The organism is Bradyrhizobium sp. 14AA (genome assembly GCF_054185205.1).
In genome coordinates, this window is sequence record NZ_JAVAYM010000005.1 from 108,708 (window position 1) to 127,647 (window position 18,940).

General features: G+C 64.3%; 16 protein-coding genes. 8 read left to right on the plus strand and 8 right to left on the minus strand.

What is annotated here, in order from left to right:
• The 4 genes from RAD15_RS12215 to RAD15_RS12230 are packed head-to-tail and all read right to left on the minus strand — an operon-like array spanning nt 1 to nt 4,723.
• Nucleotides 1–1,089 (minus strand): NAD/NADP octopine/nopaline dehydrogenase family protein, encoded by a 1,089-nt coding sequence (locus tag RAD15_RS12215; protein ID WP_458177630.1) that lies wholly within the window; start codon nt 1,087–1,089, stop codon nt 1–3.
• A complete protein-coding gene (locus RAD15_RS12220; RefSeq protein ID WP_458177632.1) occupies nt 1,086–2,621 on the minus strand; it encodes a class I adenylate-forming enzyme family protein in 1,536 nt (511 codons plus the stop codon). Before RAD15_RS12220 ends, RAD15_RS12215 begins: the two co-directional genes overlap by 4 nt.
• Nucleotides 2,622–2,623: 2 nt before the next feature.
• Nucleotides 2,624–3,913, minus strand: coding sequence for an acyl-CoA dehydrogenase family protein (locus RAD15_RS12225; protein WP_458177634.1), 1,290 nt, complete (start codon nt 3,911–3,913; stop codon nt 2,624–2,626).
• A 12-nt stretch (nt 3,914–3,925) separates the two neighbouring features.
• Nucleotides 3,926–4,723 carry an alpha/beta fold hydrolase gene (locus RAD15_RS12230; RefSeq protein WP_458177636.1) on the minus strand — a complete coding sequence of 266 codons (798 nt, stop codon included), beginning with the start codon at nt 4,721–4,723 and terminating at the stop codon, nt 3,926–3,928.
• A gap of 214 nt (nt 4,724–4,937) precedes the next feature.
• On the opposite strand from RAD15_RS12230, the gene RAD15_RS12235 reads away from it, so the two are divergent.
• The 4 genes from RAD15_RS12235 to RAD15_RS12250 all read left to right on the plus strand — a co-directional run bounded on the left by RAD15_RS12235 (nt 4,938) and on the right by RAD15_RS12250 (nt 10,334).
• The gene (locus RAD15_RS12235) at nt 4,938–5,699 is read left to right on the plus strand and encodes an SDR family NAD(P)-dependent oxidoreductase (RefSeq protein ID WP_458177638.1); all 762 of its coding nucleotides are present in this window, start codon (nt 4,938–4,940) and stop codon (nt 5,697–5,699) included.
• Between the two features lie 43 nt (nt 5,700–5,742).
• Nucleotides 5,743–6,579 carry an enoyl-CoA hydratase family protein gene (locus tag RAD15_RS12240; RefSeq protein ID WP_458177640.1) on the plus strand — a complete coding sequence of 279 codons (837 nt, stop codon included), beginning with the start codon at nt 5,743–5,745 and terminating at the stop codon, nt 6,577–6,579.
• A 97-nt stretch (nt 6,580–6,676) separates the two neighbouring features.
• Nucleotides 6,677–9,028 carry a bifunctional salicylyl-CoA 5-hydroxylase/oxidoreductase gene (locus RAD15_RS12245; protein ID WP_458177642.1) on the plus strand — a complete coding sequence of 784 codons (2,352 nt, stop codon included), beginning with the start codon at nt 6,677–6,679 and terminating at the stop codon, nt 9,026–9,028.
• A gap of 55 nt (nt 9,029–9,083) precedes the next feature.
• Entirely contained in the window at nt 9,084–10,334 is a 1,251-nt protein-coding gene (locus tag RAD15_RS12250; RefSeq protein WP_458177644.1) for a flavin-dependent oxidoreductase, read from the plus strand.
• Between the two features lie 9 nt (nt 10,335–10,343).
• On the opposite strand, the gene RAD15_RS12255 is transcribed toward RAD15_RS12250, so the two are convergent.
• Together RAD15_RS12255 and RAD15_RS12260 are read right to left on the minus strand one after the other, a co-directional pair.
• Nucleotides 10,344–10,802, minus strand: coding sequence for a cupin domain-containing protein (locus RAD15_RS12255; protein ID WP_458177645.1), 459 nt, complete (start codon nt 10,800–10,802; stop codon nt 10,344–10,346).
• Between the two features lie 84 nt (nt 10,803–10,886).
• Entirely contained in the window at nt 10,887–12,062 is a 1,176-nt protein-coding gene (locus tag RAD15_RS12260; RefSeq protein ID WP_458177647.1) for an ABC transporter substrate-binding protein, read from the minus strand.
• Between the two features lie 250 nt (nt 12,063–12,312).
• On the opposite strand from RAD15_RS12260, the gene RAD15_RS12265 reads away from it, so the two are divergent.
• The 3 genes from RAD15_RS12265 (at nt 12,313) to RAD15_RS12275 (ending at nt 15,149) form a co-directional block, all read left to right on the plus strand.
• Nucleotides 12,313–12,831, plus strand: coding sequence for a MarR family winged helix-turn-helix transcriptional regulator (locus tag RAD15_RS12265; RefSeq protein ID WP_458177649.1), 519 nt, complete (start codon nt 12,313–12,315; stop codon nt 12,829–12,831).
• A gap of 146 nt (nt 12,832–12,977) precedes the next feature.
• Nucleotides 12,978–14,669 carry a benzoate-CoA ligase family protein gene (locus RAD15_RS12270; RefSeq protein WP_458177651.1) on the plus strand — a complete coding sequence of 564 codons (1,692 nt, stop codon included), beginning with the start codon at nt 12,978–12,980 and terminating at the stop codon, nt 14,667–14,669.
• 21 nt (nt 14,670–14,690) lie between these two features.
• Nucleotides 14,691–15,149, plus strand: a complete 459-nt coding sequence (locus RAD15_RS12275; RefSeq protein ID WP_458178004.1) for a RidA family protein — start codon at nt 14,691–14,693, stop codon at nt 15,147–15,149.
• A 12-nt stretch (nt 15,150–15,161) separates the two neighbouring features.
• Here RAD15_RS12275 and RAD15_RS12280 read toward each other — a convergent pair whose 3' ends face one another.
• Nucleotides 15,162–15,890, minus strand: a complete 729-nt coding sequence (locus RAD15_RS12280; RefSeq protein WP_458177653.1) for a CBS domain-containing protein — start codon at nt 15,888–15,890, stop codon at nt 15,162–15,164.
• A 211-nt stretch (nt 15,891–16,101) separates the two neighbouring features.
• Here RAD15_RS12280 and RAD15_RS12285 point away from each other — a divergent pair, with 211 nt between their 5' ends.
• Complete coding sequence (locus tag RAD15_RS12285) at nt 16,102–17,949, plus strand: PHA/PHB synthase family protein (RefSeq protein WP_458177655.1); 1,848 nt, start codon at nt 16,102–16,104, stop codon at nt 17,947–17,949.
• On the opposite strand, the gene RAD15_RS12290 is transcribed toward RAD15_RS12285, so the two are convergent.
• Complete coding sequence (locus RAD15_RS12290; RefSeq protein ID WP_458177657.1) at nt 17,946–18,917, minus strand: CHAD domain-containing protein; 972 nt, start codon at nt 18,915–18,917, stop codon at nt 17,946–17,948. The two genes, RAD15_RS12285 and RAD15_RS12290, sit on opposite strands and share 4 nt — an antisense overlap.
• Between the last annotated feature and the right edge of the window lie 23 nt (nt 18,918–18,940).

Consider the following 18,940-nt stretch of genomic DNA (forward strand, 5'->3'; position numbering starts at 1 on the left):
TCAAAATCCCCTGCGAAGGAGTGTCTGCAACTCGGTCTTGTCGAGCTTGCCAAGACCCAGCGTACCGAGCGTTCGGCCTTCTCGCGCAAAGTTCTCGCCGCAGATCGCGCCGCCGATGGCCAGGAAAGCCTTGGCCAGCGGCGTGGCCGCGCCCGCCAGGCCGGCGACGGAAACCAGCAGCGAGAGCCCGAGGCGCAAATCCTCACGCATGTAGCGGTGTTCGGTCAGGACGATTCGCTCGCGCCAGTCGCCGGAATCGGTCAACCGGTCGTGCGAGCCACGGCCATACATCCAGATCTCGCCCTCCCTCGCGTAGTGATGAGCGAGCGGGAAATGCGGCGCGCTATATCCGAGCGCCTCGCGCACCGCGACCCGCTCGGCATCGAGTGCGTCAGTGACTCGGCGTATCGAGGCCTGCGTGCCCTCCTTGTGGATGTCCCATGTCTCGAAATGCTCGATCGGGCCCGCATTCATCACGATCAGTGGTGGATGAATGATGGGGCCGGCATTCATCAGCGCGCCGGACAGCGCGTCTCCGCACGGCTCGATCACGCCGGGAAAGGCCCGTTCAATCACGTCGAGCGCGCGCGGTGCCTGATCGAGCGGAAACACCCCAACCGGCAGTCGTTTGGCGCGGATGGTGATCGCGACCTCGAACGGCCTGTGTTTGCGGGTCAGCCAGGGCAGCGTGCCAGTCTCGGCGAAGCTCGCCTTGGCATGGTTGCCGGCGTCCCGCGCGGCCCGCGCGAAGATCATCGAGCCGAAGGTCGCCGGCGGCAGAAACACGACCTGGCCGTCTCGCAGATGCGGAGCCAGCAGGCGGGCGATGTCCGCCTGTGCGAAAGCAGGAGCGGGGCACAGGATCAGCTCTGTGCCGTTGACGGCTTCGGCGATGTCGGTCGTGACCAGCGCGAGCTTCACGTCGTGGCGGCCGTTGTGGTCCTTCATCAGGATGCGTGAGCCGGCGGCGCGATGCGCTGCGACCTGATCGGCGTCACGGCGCCAGAGCCGGACGTCATGTCCCGCCATCGCGAAATCGCTTGCGGCCGCGAAAGAGCCGTTTCCCCCACCCAGAACTGCAATCTTCAAGATACGTCTCCTTGTGCGCGCGACTGCGCATCAAGCTGCTTCAGCAGGAAATGCTGCACCTTGCCCAACGCCGTGCGCGGCAGATCGCCGACGAAGACGATGTCGCGTGGAACCTTGTAACGCGCGAGCTGCGCTTGAAGATGCGCTCTGAGTTCGTCCGCTTCGGGGCGGCAGCCGGTCCGCGGGATAACGTAGGCGATAGGTACCTCGTCCCAGCGCGGGTCCGGCCGGCCGATCACGGCGCATTCGCTGACATCGGGGTGTTCGAGCAGCACGCGCTCGACCTCGGCCGGGTAGACGTTTTCTCCCCCCGAAATGATCATGTTCTTCTTGCGGTCGCGGACCCAGAAATAGCCGTCGGCGTCGCACAGGCCGATATCGCCGGTGCGATACCAGCCGTCGTGCAGCGCATCGCGTGTGGCCTCCGCATTGCCCCAATATTCGAAGAACACGTTGGGACCGCGCACCGCGATCTCGCCCGGCGTGCCCGCCGGCACCTCGCTGCCGGCCGGATCGATCACCTTTGCCTCGCAGCACAAGCCGGCAAGTCCGGTTGAGCCGGCGCGCGCAAGATCGCCGCCGAGGCGCGTATAGATCGCAATTGGGCAGGTCTCCGTCGAGCCGTAGACCTGAAGCACAGGAACCTCGCGGGCGACGAAACGATCGATCAGATGCGGCGGCACGATGGTCGAGCCGGTCGCGACGGCCTTGAGCGACGTAAGATCGGTCACGGCCCAGGCGGGATGCTCGCTCACGGCCTGGATGATCGCCGGTACCATCACGGTTAGCGTCGGTCGCTCCCGTTCGATGGCCGCCAGAGCCGTGTCTGGTGCGAAACGGGCGTGGATCGTGACGGTCGCGCCAAGCTGGAGCGCCGGCGTGGTCTGGATGTTGAGGCCGCCGACGTGGAAGAACGGCAGCACTGTCAGCACATGATCCTCGGACGTCATGTTGTGCATGTGCTGGCTCATGACGCCGTTCCAGAACAGCGCCTCCTGACGCAGCACCGCGCCTTTCGGCCGTCCCGTCGTTCCAGAGGTGTAGACGACGAGCAGCGGGCAGGAGAGATCGGTGTGCGGATTGCGGCCGCTGCCCTCGCTGCGCGCCAGCAGGCTTTCGAAGGTCGCCCCGTGCAGCGGCGCGAAGTCTAGCCCGACGACCGATAGTCCCGGGGTAGTCCGCGCAAGATCCGCAAGAACTCCCTCGAACGCTTGTTCGAGCACGAGAACCTTCGCGCCGGCATCGGTGAGAATGAAGAGCTGCTCGGCGACGGCCAGCCGCCAGTTCAGCGGCACCAGTATCGCCCCGAGCCGCGCACAAGCGTAGAGCAGGACGAGATAGTCCGGCCGGTTCAGGCTCAGGATAGCCACGCGGTCGCCTCGGCCGACGCCGAGTTCCTGCTTCAGGGCCGAGGCGGTTCGTTCGATCCGCGCGGCGAACGTCGCATAGCTGAGCCGTTCCCCCTCGAAGGCGATCGCCGTCTTGTCCGGCGCGAATGCCGCGTTGCGGTCGATCAGGCTACAGAGGTCCACCGTCAGTCGTCCGTCTCGCCGGCCTCGTACAGCGCCTCGCGCCCGATCCGGTCGAGGCAGAGCTCGGCTGTCCAGGGCAGCATGAGCGAGCCGCAGCGGCTGTCGCGATAGATGCGCTCAAGCGGCAGTGATCGGAGCATCGCCTGGCCGCCGCAGGTGCGGATCGCGAGAGCTGCGAGTTCATTGGCCCCCTCCATCACCGAATATTGCGCGGCATAGGCGCGCAGAACCTGCTCCTTGCTTGGATTGGCGCGCGCCTCGGTGACGGTCTGGAACCAGATCGCCTTGATCTGCTCGAGCTTGATCTGCATCTGCGCCAGCGCGATCTGCTTGGTCGGATACATCCGCCGCTTGACCGGCGGCATGCCCGGGACCTCGCCGCGCAGATAACGCACGGTGAAATCATAGGCGGCTTGCGCGAGGCCCATATAGGTCGGCGACAGCGTCAGGAACATGTGCGGCCAGCGCATCGCGGCCTGGAAATAGACCCCGCGCGGCATCAGCGCGGCATCTTCCGGCACGAACACGTCCTTGAACAACAGCGTGCGCGAGACCGTTCCGCGCATGCCGAGCGGATCCCAGTCGCCGACGACGGAGACGCCTTCCGATTTTGCTGAAATGGCGAGGTAGAGGGTGTTGCGGCGCGAAGCCTTCTCGCCTTCCTCGATCTCGGTGCAGAGCACGCCGTAATAGTCGGCATGACCGGAGAGCGATGCAAAGATCTTCTTGCCGTTGACGATCCAGCCGCCTTCCACGGGCTTTGCTTCCGTGCCGAAGGCAACGCCGCCGGCGGCGGCCGCGCCACCCTCCGAGAACGGCTGCGAATAGATTGCCCCGTCCTCGACAATGCGCTTGTAGTGAACCGCGCGCCGCCGCTCGTGCTCCGCGCGGGTCTCGGCGTCCATGTCGAGATCGTCGGCGAGCGGCCCCGACCACAGGGTCGAGCAGACATGCATGTTCCAGGTGAGCGCAGTGGCGCCGCAATAGCGGCCGATCTCGGCCGCCGCCAAGGCATAAGTCTGGTAGTTCGCGCCGAGCCCGCCGTGCTTCTTGGGGACGGCGATGCCGAGCAGACCGACGCGATGCAGGTCGCGATAATTCTCCGTCGGGAAGATCGCCTCGCGGTCGTAAGTCGCGGCGCGGCCGGCGAACACGCTCTGACCGATTTCCCGCGCGCGTGCGATGATGCCGGCCTGTTCGTCGCTAAGGCGAAATGCGACGGGATCGAAGATGGGGGCATCCAGCGCGACCTTGTCGGTGGCGCCGATGTTCTTGCTGACTTGCATGGTCATGGCGCAGACACCTTATGCTATGGTCGCGACGGAGTTCAGGAACCGGCCGAGGGCCTCGTCAAAGGCATCAGGGCGCTCGAGGTTGGCGAGATGCCCCACGCCGGCCAGCTCGACATATTCGGCCGAAGGAATGTAGGTCGCCGTCTTCGCCATCATCGGAGCGGGGGCGTTGTTGTCCTTGGAACCGGACAGCAGCAGCGTCGGGACGGAAATATCCCTGAGCGTGCTGCGCTGATCGAAGCCGATCAAGGCCAGCATCATCGCGCGATAGCTCGCCTCGGGCACGCTTGCCATGCACTCGCGCGCAAGCTCCATTCCTCTGGAATCAGGATCGTCACCGACCAGTTCCTTCACCAGGGAAGGCGCCAGCGACTTCATCGTCTCGCCACGATCGAGCGGCCCAAGCCGCGCCGCGATGAATGATTTCTGCCAGTCGCCGTCGGCCTTGCCGAAGGCCGGGCTGGTCTGCGCCAGGACGACCGCATGCGCCAGTTTCGGCGATTGCACCAGCCATTTCTGGACGATCATGCCGCCGATCGAATGGCCGACCAGAATGGGCCTGCTTGCGCCGATCTGCTCGATGAATTGCTGGAACGCGTCGGCCAGGGCGGCGATGCTGACGCTCGCGAGCGGCGCCGACCCGCCATAGCCGGGCATGTCCCATGCGATCGCGCGAAAGCGGTTGCTGAAGGTGGCAAGTTGCTGCCTCCAGGCCCGCGCCGCGCCACCAATGCCGTGCAGGAAAATCAGAGGTGTTGCGCCCGGATCGCCTGCAGCTTCATAGGCGAAGCGTCCGTCCTTTGTTATCATTGGCACAGGTTGCGACACGCAACGTCCTTTCGCTGGGCCTGCCGATGCTAACAGGCCTGAGGGCGATGGGAAGGGACAATTTTATACTTAAAGCAATTTTCGGGCCGGTCGTTCCTGGGAGGGTGTCTGCGACCCCGGTCCGCGCTTTCGTTGCAAAAATTTGAAGCTTAAAATATATCGAGGGAACGATCAGCAGATCCCAGGGAGCCAGCGCATGTCTGCATTGCCCCATTCGCCGCACGCGCTGGTGACCGGAGGTGGTCGCGGCATCGGCCGCGCGATCGCCGCCTCTCTCGTCGAGGCAGGTGCGACCGTAACGGTGCTCGGCCGCAACGCCGCCGTTCTCGAAGAGGCGGTCAAGGCAGGAGCCGCGCATTTTGCGGCGGTCGCCGACGTCTCGGATGAAGCTGCGCTGAAGGCTGCCATCGCCGAGGCGAGTGCGCGGCAGCCGATCGATATCCTGGTCGCCAATGCTGGAAGCGCCGAATCCGCGCCGTTCTCCAAATCCGACAGCGCGCTGTTCGCGCGCATGATGGATGTCAATTTCATGGGCGTGGTCAATGCCATCAGCGGTGTGCTGCCGGTAATGAAGGATCGTCGCTACGGCCGTATCGTCGCGATCGCGTCGACGGCCGGGCTCAAGGGCTATGCCTATGTCAGCGCCTACACTGCGGCCAAGCACGCCGTGATTGGTCTGGTGCGTTCGCTCGCCCTTGAGATGGCCGGAAACAACGTGACCGTGAATGCTGTCTGCCCCGGCTTCACTGACACGGATCTCGTTGCCGGCAGTATCGAGAACATCATGAAGAAGACCGGGCGCAGCCGCGAGCAGGCCATCGCCGAGCTCGCGAAGCATAATCCGCAAGGAAGGTTGATCACGCCTCAGGAGGTCGCGGATGCGGTGCTCTGGCTGTGCGGCGAGGGTGCCGGTGCGATCACCGGGCAGGCGATCGCGGTTGCCGGTGGTGAAATTTAGCGCGCGTGCACAGGTTGCGGAACAACGAAGCCAAGGAGATCTCATGAGCAGACCAGCCAACCCCGTGACCTTGCCGCTTGCGGATTATTCGCCGCAGCATTTCCTGCTGGCCGTGGTCGACGGTGTTGCCACCGTGACGCTCAACCGTCCCGAAAGGAAGAACCCGCTGACCTTCGAGAGCTATCGGGAGCTGACGGACTTTTTCCGCGCATGCGCGTTCGATGACGCGGTCAAGGCCATCGTCGTCACCGGCGCCGGCGGCAATTTCTCGTCCGGTGGCGACGTGTTCGAGATCATCGGCCCGCTCGTGAAGATGGACACCAAGGGATTGACGGCCTTCACCCGGATGACGGGCGATCTCGTCAAGGCGATGCGGGCCTGCCCGCAGCCGATCGTCGCGGCGGTCGAGGGCATCTGCGCCGGGGCCGGGGCGATCGTCGCCATGGCGTCGGACATGCGGCTTGCGGCGAGCGGGGCCAAGGTTGCGTTCCTGTTCAACAAGGTCGGCCTTGCCGGCTGCGACATGGGCGCCTGTGCGATTCTGCCACGGATCATCGGACAGTCCCGCGCCTCCGAGCTGCTCTACACCGGCCGCTTCATGACCGCGGAGGAGGGGGAGCGCTGGGGCTTCTTCAGCCGTCTCATCACGCCGGAGCAGGTGCTGCCGCAGGCCCAACTGCTGGCCAGGCAAATCGCGGAAGGGCCGACTTTCGCCAATACCATGACCAAGCGGATGCTGGCGATGGAATGGGCGATGTCGATCGAGGAGGCGATCGAGGCTGAAGCCGTTGCCCAGGCGCTGTGCATGACGACGGCGGATTTCGAGCGCGCGTTCGAGGCCTTCGCCAACAAGGTCAAACCGGTCTTCCGGGGCGACTAGGCCGGCTTTTCCCTTGGCCTTGCAGCAACGGGGACTTGCGCAAAATTATTTTAGGCTTAAAATAGTTTTCATGGCCGGGTGAATTGGCGAGGCTCCCATGAAAGTCGCGATCATCGGTGGCGGACCCGCGGGTCTCTATGCTGCGATCCTGCTCAAGAAGCAGCGGCCGGGCGCCGACATCACGGTGTATGAGCGCAACGGGGCCGACGATACCTTCGGTTTCGGCGTGGTGTTCTCGGACGCCACGCTGGACAATTTCGAGAAGCACGATCTTCCGAGCTACCGCCGCATCACCCAGGAATTCGCCTATTGGGACGACATTGCCGTGCATTTCCGCGGCACGGTGCACCGGGTTGGCGGCAACGGCTTTTGCGGTTGCTCGCGGCAAAAGCTGCTCCTGATCCTCCAGGAGCGGGCGCGCGAGCTCGGCGTCGTCCTGCATTTCGAAGTGGATATCGATGACGAGTCCCGCTTCGCTGATGCCGATCTGATCTTGATTGCCGACGGCGTCAACAGTCGCTTCCGCGAAAAATATGTCGATCATTTCCAGCCGGAGGTCGACCTTCGCGCCAACAAGTTCGCCTGGATGGGGTCGACCAAGCCGCTGGATGCCTTCACCTTCATCTTCCAGGAGACGGAGTGGGGGCCGTTCATCGCCCATGCCTATCAGTACGAGGCCGGGCATTCGACCTGGATTTTCGAAACCGATCCGCAGACGTTCGAGCGCGCCGGGCTGACGGGGCTGAACGAGAGCCAGTCCGCGGCGCGGATGGCCGACATCTTCGGCTGGTTCCTCGATGGGCACAAGCTGCTCACCAATCGCTCGATGTGGCGCAATTTCCCGATGATCCGCAGCAAGCGCTGGGTGAGGGACAACATGGTGCTGCTGGGTGACGCCAAGGCGAGCGCGCATTTCTCGATCGGCTCCGGCACCAAGCTCGCGATGGAAGACGCGATCGCGCTGGCCGAGGCGATGGAGAAGGCCCCCAGCATCAAGGCGGCGCTCGATCGCTATGAGCATGGCCGCCGCGAGGAGGTCGAGAAAACGCAGCATGCCGCCGACGTCTCGCTGGTTTGGTTCGAGCACGTCGATCGCTTCTGGAACTTCGATCCCGTGCAGTTCGCCTTCGGCGTGATGACACGCTCGAAGGCGATCACCTACGACAATCTCAAGCTTCGTGCGCCCGATTTCGTGGCCGAGGTCGAGAAGTCCTTTGCAAAACAGGTTCGACATAGCGGCTTCGACGTCGACACCAACAAACCCATGGTGCCGCTGTTCCAGCCATTCCGCCTGCGCGAGATGGAGATCGCCAACCGCGCCGTGATGTCGCCGATGTGCATGTATTCGGCGAAAGAGGGCGTCCCGACGGACTTCCATCTCGTGCACTATGGATCACGCGCGATCGGTGGCGCCGGGCTGATCTTCACCGAGATGACCTGCATCAGCCGTGACGCCCGCATCACGCGAGGCTGCGCCGGCCTGTGGAATGACGAGCAGGAGGCTGCGTGGCGGCGCATCGTGGATTTCGTCCACGGTAACTCGGCCGCAAAAATCTGCCTGCAACTCGGGCATGCCGGCCGCAAGGGCGCGACCAAGCTGATGTGGGATGGCATTGACCGTCCACTGGAGGCGGGCGGCTGGGACGTCGTCTCGGCGTCGCCGCTGCCCTATTTCCCCGACAGCCAGGTGCCGCGCGAGCTCGATCGCGCCGGCATGAACGCGGTGCGGGATGCTTTCGTCGCCGCGGCCGAGCGCGGCGAGCGCTGCGGCTTCGACATGCTCGAACTGCACTGCGCCCACGGCTATCTGCTCGCAAGCTTCATCTCGCCGCTGACGAACACCCGCACGGACGAATATGGCGGCTCACTCGAGAACCGCCTGCGTTTCCCGCTCGAGATCTTCGAGGCGCTGCGGGCGGTGTGGCCGTCGCATAAGCCGATGTCGGTGCGCATCTCGGCAACCGACTGGGCGGAGGGCGGCGTCACCGGCGACGACGCCGTGGCGATCGCGCGGGCCTTCGCCGAGGCCGGCGTCGATCTCGTCGACGTCTCGACCGGGCAGACCGTCCGTGATTCACAGCCGATCTACGGCCGCATGTTTCAGACGCCGTTTTCCGACCAGGTCCGCAACGAGGCGCGCGTGGCCACCATGTGCGTCGGCAACATCACGACGGCCGACCAGGCCAACACCATTCTGGCCGCTGGCAGGGCGGATCTCGTGGCACTTGGGCGGCCGCATCTGGTCGATCCCTTCTTCACCATGAAGGCCGCGGCCTGGTATGGCGCGGACGACGCGTTCTGCCCGCCGCAATATCTGCCGGGAAAAGACCAGGTTTTCCGCAATAGTGTGCGCGACCGGCAGGATCTCGAGGAGTTGCGCATTAAGGCTAAGCCCAAGACCCGGGCCGAGCTCAAGGCGGAGGCGACAAAGCCGCTTGCGGCGGAGTAACCGCCCGTGCGACGTTAACCTCGTTGCCTCAAGTATTTCGAGTGGAGTAAGGGCGATGAAGGCGATTATCGTCGGTGGCGGTATCGGGGGTCTCACCACGGCATTGATGCTGCGCTCGCGCGGCCTCGACTGCGAGATCTTCGAGCAGGCCGACACCATCCGCGAGCTCGGTGTTGGCATCAACACGCTGCCGCATGCCATGCGTGAGCTTGCCGGCCTCGGTCTGTTGCAGAAGCTCGACGACGTCGCGATCCGTACCGACCAGCTCTATTACCTCAATCGTCACGGCCAGGAAGTCTGGCGCGAAGCCCGCGGCATCGACGCCGGCCATGACGTTCCGCAATTCTCGATCCATCGCGGCCGGCTTCAGGGCGTCATCCATCGCGCCGTCGAGGAGCGGCTCGGAGTGGACGCAATCCACACCGGCTGCCGTCTCGGTGCCTTCACGCAGGACGAGGGCGGCGTCACCGCCTATTTCTTCGATCGGGCCGGCGCGCACGTCCATACCGCGCGCGGCGACATCCTGATCGGCGCCGACGGCATTCATTCGCGCGTGCGCGAGACGCTGTTCCCGAACGAGGGGCCGCCGTGCTGGAACGGCCTGATGCTGTGGCGCGGTGCGCGCGACTGGCCGCTGTTCCTCACCGGCAAATCGATGATCGTGGCCGGCGGCCTCAATGCCAAGGTGGTGATCTATCCGATCGCTGAGGGATCGAGCGCGGCAAGCCGCCTCACCAATTGGGCGGTCCTGGTGAAGGTCGGCGAAGGCAACGCCCCGCCGCCGCGGAAGGAAGACTGGTCGCGGCCGGGCCGCCGCGAGGAGCTGATGCCGCATGTGGCGCGCTTCTCGGTGCCTTATGTCGATGTGAAGAGCCTGATTTCGGCGACGCCCGAATTCTACGAATATCCGACCTGCGACCGCGATCCCTTGCCCTATTGGTCGTCGGGCCGAGTCACGCTGATCGGCGATGCCGCGCACCCCATGTATCCGGTCGGCTCCAACGGTGCGTCGCAGGCGATCCTCGACGCGCGCTGCCTCGCCGACGCGCTGGTGCGCGCCGAGCATCCGCGTCAGGCGCTGCTCGAATACGAGAAGAAGCGCCTGCCGATGACGGCGGACATCGTGCGCTCCAACCGGCGCGGCGGCCCGGAGGGTGTCATCGACGCCGTCGAGCAGCTTGCTCCTGACGGATTCGACGATGTCGACAACGTGCTGAGCTATTCTCAGCGCGAGGCGATCGTACGCGGTTACGCCACCAAGGCGGGCTTCGCCGCAGTCCCGGGACTTGCGGCGGTGCGCGCGTAAGACACGCCTCTAGCCGGCGCCGGGAGGCGGCGGCAGGAAGTGGATGTTGAACTCGGCGGCCATCGCCACCACGTCCTCCGGCTTCTGCTCCTTCATGTTGTGAAGGCCCCAGAACAGGTCGAACAGCTTGCGGCTCGGCGCGACCCAGAACAGCACCTTGGCGGTCTGCTCCGACTTGTTGAAGATGCCGTGCGGCACGCCCATGCCGAGCCGGATCAGATCGCCGGCGGTGGCCTGCGACTCGGAATTGCCGAGCATGAAATCGAGCTTGCCCTCCAGCATGTAGAGATACTCATCCTGGTCGGGATGGATGTGGGGCGGGACGAACGTGCCCGGCGGCAACGTCGCATGCCAGGAGAAGCTGTTCTCGGCGTAGCTCTTCGGCACATAGGTCTGGCCGAGGATGTTCCAGGAGATGCCCTGGATTCCCTCATTGGCCCGCGTGATGCCTGTGATTTCGCTCTTCATTGTAGTCCTCCCGTAACGCGATGCGCGGCTATTGTTCGAGCATGATCTTTTCGGAAAACCGCTGAACACTTTTCCGGATCATGCTCAGTTCGCCGCCTTGCAGTCCTTGGCATAGCGGTCGCCGTAATTCTCAAAGACCTTCTGGACGATCTCGGTCTGGAACTTGCCGTCCGGACGCTTGGCGACCTTGGTCAGGTAGAAGTCCTGGATCGGATAGCCGTTGGTGTTGAACTTGAAGGCGCCGCGCAGTGAGGTGAAGTCGGCCTTCTTCAGCGCGGCCCCGACGGCGTCCTTGTTCGAAAGGTCGCCCTTCACGGCCTTGACGGCGCTGTCGATCAGCATCGCAGCGTCGTAGGCCTGGAAGGCGTAGGTGCCGGGCACGCTGTTATAGGCGGCCTCATAGGCGGCAACGAACTTCTTGTTCTGGGGATTGTCGAGATTGGGCGCCCAGTTCGCGCCGCCGAACATGCCGACGGCCGCGTCCTGCTGTGCCGGCAGGGTCGATTCATCCACCGTGAAGGCCGAGAGCACCGCTATGGTGTCGGCGAGGCCGGCCTGCTTGTACTGCTTGACGAGATTGACGCCGAGCCCGCCCGGCATGAACGTGAACAGGGCATCGGGCTTCTGGGACGAGATCTTCGAAAGCTCCGGCTGGAAGTCCAGCGTGTTGAGCGGCATGTAGGATTCCTCGACGATCTCGCCCTTGTAGTCGAGCTTGAAGCCCGCCACCGAATCCTTGCCGGCCTGATAGTTCGGCACCATCAGGTACATGCGCTTGTAGCCGCGATCCTGCGCGACCTTGCCGAGGACCTCGTGGACTTGGTCGTTCTGATACGACGTCACATAGAAGAACGGATTGCAGTCCTTGCCCGCAAAGGTCGACGGGCCGGCATTGGGGCTGATCAGGAACACTTTCGATTCCGTCACAGGGCGATGGATCGCCTGGAGGATGTTGGAGAAGATCGGGCCGACCACGAAGTCGACCTTGTCGCGCTCCAGAAGGCCCTTGACCTTCGTCACCGCTGCGTCGGGCTTGAGCTCGTCGTCAACCACGACGACCTCGACATCGCGGCCGCCCATCTTGCTGCCGAGGTCCTTCACCGCGAGCGCAAAGCCGTCGCGAACCTGCTGGCCAAGCGCGGCGGCGGGGCCCGACAGGGTCACGACCACACCGAGCTTGATCTTCTCCTGGGCGAGGGCAGGGGTCATTGCGGTGCCGAGCAGCAAGGCGGCCGCAGCCAAGGTCGTTCTCGTTGTCATGATCTGTCCCCCGTGACATCAGGGCTTGCGCTGCAAGCCGCGTATTCCAATCCAAGCTTATGCCGATGATGGCTGCCGCGGCAAGCAGAGCTCAAGTGCCGCCATCCTGCGGGCAGCGGCGCATGCAAGCGTCGCGCCAATTATTTGAAGCCTAAAGAAACTGCCCTGCGGTCGATTGTTGCAGCTTTGGACTTGCAGCCGGCTTCAATTTATTTGAAGCTCAAAATGTTGGGCAATCCGCGCGGCGCCAATGCCGACCGTGAGTGACTGCATCGAGATGCTCGATTCCGAGACCAAGGCCGTCGAAACGCCGGAAGACCATGCCGAAGAGCTTCGGCTGTGGCTGCGCCTCCTGACCTGCACGACCCTGATCGAGGGCGAGGTCCGCGGCCGGCTGCGGCAGCGCTTCGACGTCACGCTGCCCCGTTTCGATCTGATGGCACAGCTCGACAAGGCGCCGGACGGCATGACGCTGTCCGATGTCTCCAAGCGCATGATGGTGTCGAACGGCAACGTGACCGGTCTCGTCGAGCGCCTCGTGGAATCCGGCCATCTCGACCGTCGTACCTCGGAGACGGACCGCCGCGTCCAGGTCATCCGCCTCACGAAACTCGGCCGGGCCGAGTTCCGCAGGATGGCTGCGGAGCACGAAACCTGGATCGCCGATCTCTTTGCCGACCTGACGCCGAAGGATGTGCGCGAATTGATGCGGCTCCTCGCCAAGACCAAGGCGTCGGCGCAGAAATCGGCCGCGCGCCGCCGGCCGTAAGCCCGGCCAGGGCAGGCCACCAATCCCTTTTGCCGCAGGAAAAAGCACGGGATGTCCAAAATCCGCTATTGCGCGAAATTGTTTTAAGCCTAAAATGTTTTCCAGATCCTGCTGCCGGGTGCTTTCCATGCTGAAAGGAGCGTGCGATGGCCAACGCCGCCAAGATTCACGTGTCGGACTCGCATGACGGCAACGCCGCAACGGCGCATGTCGATCTGTTCGCACGGCAACATCTGCCGCCGCGCGAGCTCTGGCCCGAATTCGTCTTCACGCGGCCGGAGCTGCGCTATCCGCCGCGACTGAACTGCGTCAGCTACTTCCTCGACCGCTGGGTCGAGCAGGGCCATGGTGACGCCCCTTGCGTCATCAGCCCCGCTGTCAGCTACAGCTATCGCGAGCTGCAAGCGCTCGTGAACCGCACAGCCAATGTGCTGGTCGGCAAGCTGGGTCTCGTCCCCGGCGGCCGTGTGCTGTTGCGCTCGGCCAACAACCCCATGATGGTTGCGACCTATCTCGCGGTGATCAAGGCCGGCGGCATCGTCGTGGCGACAATGCCCCTGCTGCGTGCCAAGGAACTATCCTATCCGATCCAGAAGGCGGAGATCTCGCTGGCGCTGTGCGACGGAAAGCTCTCCGAGGAGATGGAGAAGGCAAAGCTGGCTGCTCCCGGCCTCAGGCATGTGGTCTATTGGGGCAATGGTACGAGCGACTCCCTCGAGGCGCTGATCGCGGATGCAAGTTCTGAGTTCAAGGCTGTCGATACCGCCTCCGACGACGTCTGCCTGATCGCTTTCACGTCGGGCACGACGGGCGATCCCAAGGGCACCATGCACTTCCACCGGGACATGCTGGCGGTGTGCGATGGTTATGCACGCAACATCTTGCGTGCCGAGCAGAAGGACCGCTTCGTCGGCTCGGCGCCGCTCGCCTTCACCTTCGGCTTCGGCGGCGTGCTGTTTCCGATGCATATCGGTGCCTCCTTTGTCGTGCTGGAGAAGACGACGCCGGACGAGATCCTGACTGCGATCGAGCAATACAAGACCACGGTCTGTTTCACAGCGCCGACCGCATACCGCGCCATGATCGGCAAGCTTTCGGGGCGCGACATCTCCTCGCTTCGAAAGTGCGTCTCCGCCGGTGAGACCCTGCCTAAGCCGACCTTCGATGCCTGGCTCAAGACCACCGGCATCAAGCTGATGGATGGCATCGGCTCGACCGAATTGCTGCACATCTTCATCAGCGCGACCGAGGAGGAAATCCGCCCCGGCGCAACCGGCAAGCCCGTGCCGGGTTATGAAGCAAAGATCGTCGACGATGCCGGCAATGATGTGCCGCCGGGCACGATGGGGAAGCTCGCGGTGCGCGGGCCGACCGGCTGTCGTTATCTCGCCGACGAGCGGCAGCGCAAATACGTCCAGAACGGCTGGAATATCACCGGCGATACCTACCTGATGGATAGCGACGGCTATTTCTGGTACCAGTCGCGCTCCGACGACATGATCGTGTCGGCCGGCTACAACATCGCGGGCACGGACGTCGAGGCGGCGCTGCTCACGCATCCTTCCGTCGCCGAGTGCGGCGTCGTCGGTGCGCCGGACGAGGCGCGCGGGATGATCGTGAAGGCCTATGTCATCGCCGCAGCTGGCGTGACGCCGGACGCCCAGCTGGCGACCGAGTTGCAGGAACATGTCAAACGCGAGATCGCGCCGTACAAATATCCGCGGGCGATCGAGTTCGTGACGCGGCTGCCGAAAACCGAGACCGGCAAGTTGAAACGCTTTGCCCTGAGACAATTGGCGCAGGCCGCAGTGACGTCCTCGGGCGTCGCGGCGGAATGAATAGAGGATAGAGAATTGTCTGTGACGACGCCGAAGGGCCCGCAGCTCGCGGTGCTGCCGACAGCAGCCGAGAACGAAATCCGGTCAGCGGCGCAGGTGCTGCAGCCGTCCGGCTGGCCGGTGCCGAAGGGTTATGCCAACGGCATGGCCGCCGAGGGACGTATCGTCGTCACCGGCGGAGTGATCGGCTGGGACGCCGAGGAGCGCCTTGCCGACGGCTTCGTCGCGCAGGTGCGGCAGACCCTCGGCAATATCGCCGCGATCCTGGCCGAAGCCGGCGCGCGGCCCGAGCATCTCGTGCGCCTGACCTGGTACGTCGTCGATATGGACGAGTACCTGACGAACCTCAAGGAGCTCGGCAAGGTCTACCGTGCCGTCTTCGGCGCGCACTATCCCGCGATGGCGCTGGTCCAGGTCGTGCGCCTCGTGGAGAAGGCGGCGCGCGTCGAGATCGAGGCCACCGCCGTCATTCCGAGCTGAATCGCGTTTGGTTCAGCTCGCCTTGGCGAGATCGTCGTCCTCGGGCGAGTTCAGGTAGACGCCAGACATGGTGTCGACCCAGCACAGATGGTCGTGCACCTTCTTTACGCCCTCGACGTTCTCCGCCGCGACGACCGCGGCCTGCCGCGCCCGCTCTTCGGTGATGACGCCGCTGAGGTGAACGATGCCGTCGCGGACGATGACGTTGAGTCCGAACGGACACCAGTCGTTCTTCTCCATGGTGTCGATGATGCGGGTGCGAATGTGATCGTCGTCCGCCGTCGGATCCGGCACCTCGCGGGCGAGCCCGGCCACCGCCTGCAGCAGGTTGGCGCGGGATACGATCCCGACGACCTTGTCGCCGCGCACGACCGGCAGGCGCTTCACGTTGTTCCGTTCCATGAGATCGACGATCTCCGCGAGCGCCGTATCCTCGGTGATGGTCACAACCGATGCCGTCATCACTTCCGAGACCTTGCGGCCGTGCTCTTGGACGAAGTCGCTGGCTGATGTGCCGGGGCCGAGAATGAACCTCAGCCAGCGCCCGCGCGTGCGCCCGGTGCCGATTTCGCTGCGGCGGATGAAATCCCCTTCTGAGACGACGCCAACCAGCTTGCCGGTATCGTCGACCACCGTGAGGCCGCTGACATGCCGCTTCAGCATGATGTTTGCTGCCTCGACGATGCTGGTGTCGGGGGTGACCGAGATGACCGACCGGGTCATGATCTGGTGGGCGCGCATGGCAGTCTCCGCTGGCTTGCCGAATTTCGATAGGCAAAACCTAGCTGCAGCGTCGAGGCGGGGTTTGACCCAGGTCAAGCGGAAGAAGCTGGTTCTGCTTGATTAAGCAATTGTGATCCGCGGCGCGGATTTGATGCAGCTCAACGCGCATCCGGAGCGTCGCCATATCCTGCTTCCGACTGAGACGAGAAGCCCGCAGGAACATCCAGCCATGAGCGTCGTGCAGATATTTCCACGGGCCGAAGAGCCGCCTGCGCAGGCGATCTCCGTCAATCCCGTTGTTGGCCCTGAAGCCTCGGCGCCGCCGCCCGAAGCGCCCGCGGGCAAGCCGGTCGCCGCCGATCCTTCGCCTGCATCGGAGCCTTACCCTGTCGACCGCGCGTTTCACGCGACGCTGGCGCGTTTCACGGGCGGCATTTCGCCGCTGGCCTTGTCGCTCGCCTGGCTCGACTGGGGTTCGCATCTCGCTGCTGCGCCACAGCGCCAGATGGAGATCTCGCGCTACGTCCTTCGCGACACCGCTCAGTTCCTGCAAGCAGCCGCGCACGCGACATCGCAAAAGCCCTGGTCCGTGATCGAGCCGCAGGCGCGGGATCGCCGCTTCAAGGGCCGGCAATGGGAGACCGCGCCGTTCAACCTGCTTGCGCAGGCGTTTCTGCTCGGCGAGCGCTGGTGGCACGATGCCACGACCGGCGTGCGTGGCGTCTCGCACGCAAATGAAGCGATCGTCGAGTTCTCGATGCGCCAGATGCTCGACATGCTGGCGCCCTCGAATTTCGCGGCGACCAATCCGCAGGTGCTGGAGAAGGCATTCCAGAGCGGCGGCGAGAATTTCGTGTTCGGCTGGCAGAATTGGTGCAGCGATTTGATGCGGCTGCTCTCCCTGTCGAAGCCGGCCGACGACGAGAAGTTCGTCGTCGGCAAGACCGTTGCGGCCTCACCCGGCAAGGTCGTCTATCGCAACGAGCTGATCGAGCTGATCCAGTACCACCCGACGACCGCGCAAGTGCGACCCGAGCCGATCCTGATCGTGCCGGCCTGGATCATGAAGTACTACATCCTCGATCTGTCGCCGCAGAATTCGCTGGTGAAGTATCTGACCGATCAAGGCTTCACCGTGTTCGCGATTTCCTGGCGGAATCCCGACGCCAAGGACCGGGATGTCGCCTTCGACGACTATCGCAAGCTCGGCGTCATGGCTGCGCTGGACATGATCGGCCGGATCATGCCGGGTCGGAAGACCCATGCGCTCGGCTATTGCCTGGGCGGCACCTTGCTGTCGATCGCTGCTGCCGCGATGGCGCGCGACGGCGATGGCCGTCTCGGCACGGTCACGCTCCTGGCCGCCCAGACCGACTTCACCGAGGCCGGCGAGCTGACGCTCTTCATCAATGAGAGCCAGGTCGCTTTCCTCGAAGACATGATGTGGCAGCGCGGCTATCTCGACACGGCGCAGATGGCCGGCGCGTTCCAGCTCCTGCGCTCCAACGAACTGATCTGGTCGCGGCTGTCGCACGACTATCTGATGGGCGAGAGCGCGCCACCGAACGATCTGATGGCCTGGAATGCCGACGCCACGCGGCTGCCCTATCGCATGCATTCGGAATATCTGCGAAAACTGTTCCTCGACAACGACCTTGCCGGGGGCCGCTATCGCGTCGACGGCAAGAGCATCTCGCTGTCCGACATCCATGCGCCGATGTTCGTGGTCGGCACGCTCGCCGATCACGTCGCGCCGTGGCGATCGGTCTACAAGATCCACTATCAGGTCGACGCGGACGTGACGTTCCTTTTGACGAGTGGCGGCCACAATGCCGGCGTCGTCGCACCTCCGGGAGAGGACGGGCACCGCTATCAAGTGCTCAGCAAGGCCGAGGACGGGCCTTATGTCGGTCCGGATGAATGGCTGAAGCTGGCACCGCGAGCCGAGGGATCCTGGTGGCCGGTATGGACCGAGTGGCTGGGCGCGCGTTCCGGCGCGTTGTCCGATCCGCCGCAGATGGGGCTTGGAGAAGCTCCCGGCCTGCCTGATGCGCCGGGAGACTACGTCCACACCTAATCTTCTGGCTCCGAGTTCGGCGCGAGGTCCGAGGAGCGGAAGGGCTTGGCCTTGTCCAGCTTCCGGTAGGCCGACGAAGCGGTTCGCAACAGCTTCTTTTCCCGCTTGCGGTCGAGGAAGCGAATGCCCGCCTCGGGGACGACCTCGTTCAGCGACGCCGCCAGCGTCTGCCCCCGCGCATCGTCGTTCAACTGCCCGAGGGACTTTTGCGCCTTGCGCAATTGCTTGAGGATCGCCTTCTGCTTCGCCAACGATTCGTCGGCGAACAGGTCCTCCAGCGATTCGACGGAATACGTCATCCGCTTATTGAGAAGCCGCACCTTGTGGCGCTTCTCGACGTCGAGCTTGCGGAGTTTTCGCGCCTTCCTGAGCAGCGTCGCCTCCCATTCCATCAATTTCGCCGTGGCATGGTCGGCGAGCGAGCAGCGGCGCAGTCTCATGGCTTCCTTGCTGCGCCGGGTCGACCAGGGACCGCTCTGGATCCAGCCCGAGACCTGCTCGACCAGGCGGCGATAGCGCGCGGATTGCAGCGCGCGCGCCAGCAGGCGATGACTCTCGGCGCGCTTCTCGTCCCAATGCTGAAGCTCGGCAATCACCGCAAGCTCGCCTCCGCTCTCGGCGATGACCCGCTCGATCGCAACGTCGAGGTCCCGCACCATGCCGAGCTGGTTGTTCAGCCATTTCAGCTCGGTCCAGACCTCCGGTCGCAATCCGTCATCGACCATGGGCGAAAAGAAACGGATGGCGGTGCGCAGATGCGTCAATGCGATCCGGATCTGGTGCAACGCCTCCGGGTCGCCGCGGCATGTGCCGTCATGCTGGGCCAGCACGGCGTCGAGGTGGCGGCGGGCGATGATCCGGAACGCGGTGTCGCAGGCCATGCCGGGGCTGAGGCGGCCGGGCAGGGCGTTGCGCCGCGCCGCCGGCATGGCGCGGGCGGCCGTCGAGGTCGTGGTGGGTCGCGCCATCCTTGCCCGCGCCAATCAGATTA

Bases quoted from the DNA above. Each gene is read 5' to 3' on its own strand.
- RAD15_RS12225 (WP_458177634.1), bottom strand. From the start codon at position 3,913: ATGACCATGCAAGTCAGCAAGAACATCGGCGCCACCGACAAGGTCGCG.
- RAD15_RS12230 (WP_458177636.1), bottom strand. From the start codon at position 4,723: ATGATAACAAAGGACGGACGCTTCGCCTATGAAGCTGCAGGCGATCCG.
- RAD15_RS12235 (WP_458177638.1), top strand. From the start codon at position 4,938: ATGTCTGCATTGCCCCATTCGCCGCACGCGCTGGTGACCGGAGGTGGT.
- RAD15_RS12240 (WP_458177640.1), top strand. From the start codon at position 5,743: ATGAGCAGACCAGCCAACCCCGTGACCTTGCCGCTTGCGGATTATTCG.
- RAD15_RS12245 (WP_458177642.1), top strand. From the start codon at position 6,677: ATGAAAGTCGCGATCATCGGTGGCGGACCCGCGGGTCTCTATGCTGCG.
- RAD15_RS12250 (WP_458177644.1), top strand. From the start codon at position 9,084: ATGAAGGCGATTATCGTCGGTGGCGGTATCGGGGGTCTCACCACGGCA.
- RAD15_RS12255 (WP_458177645.1), bottom strand. From the start codon at position 10,802: ATGAAGAGCGAAATCACAGGCATCACGCGGGCCAATGAGGGAATCCAG.
- RAD15_RS12260 (WP_458177647.1), bottom strand. From the start codon at position 12,062: ATGACAACGAGAACGACCTTGGCTGCGGCCGCCTTGCTGCTCGGCACC.
- RAD15_RS12265 (WP_458177649.1), top strand. From the start codon at position 12,313: ATGCCGACCGTGAGTGACTGCATCGAGATGCTCGATTCCGAGACCAAG.
- RAD15_RS12270 (WP_458177651.1), top strand. From the start codon at position 12,978: ATGGCCAACGCCGCCAAGATTCACGTGTCGGACTCGCATGACGGCAAC.
- RAD15_RS12280 (WP_458177653.1), bottom strand. From the start codon at position 15,890: ATGCGCGCCCACCAGATCATGACCCGGTCGGTCATCTCGGTCACCCCC.
- RAD15_RS12285 (WP_458177655.1), top strand. From the start codon at position 16,102: ATGAGCGTCGTGCAGATATTTCCACGGGCCGAAGAGCCGCCTGCGCAG.
- RAD15_RS12290 (WP_458177657.1), bottom strand. From the start codon at position 18,917: ATGGCGCGACCCACCACGACCTCGACGGCCGCCCGCGCCATGCCGGCG.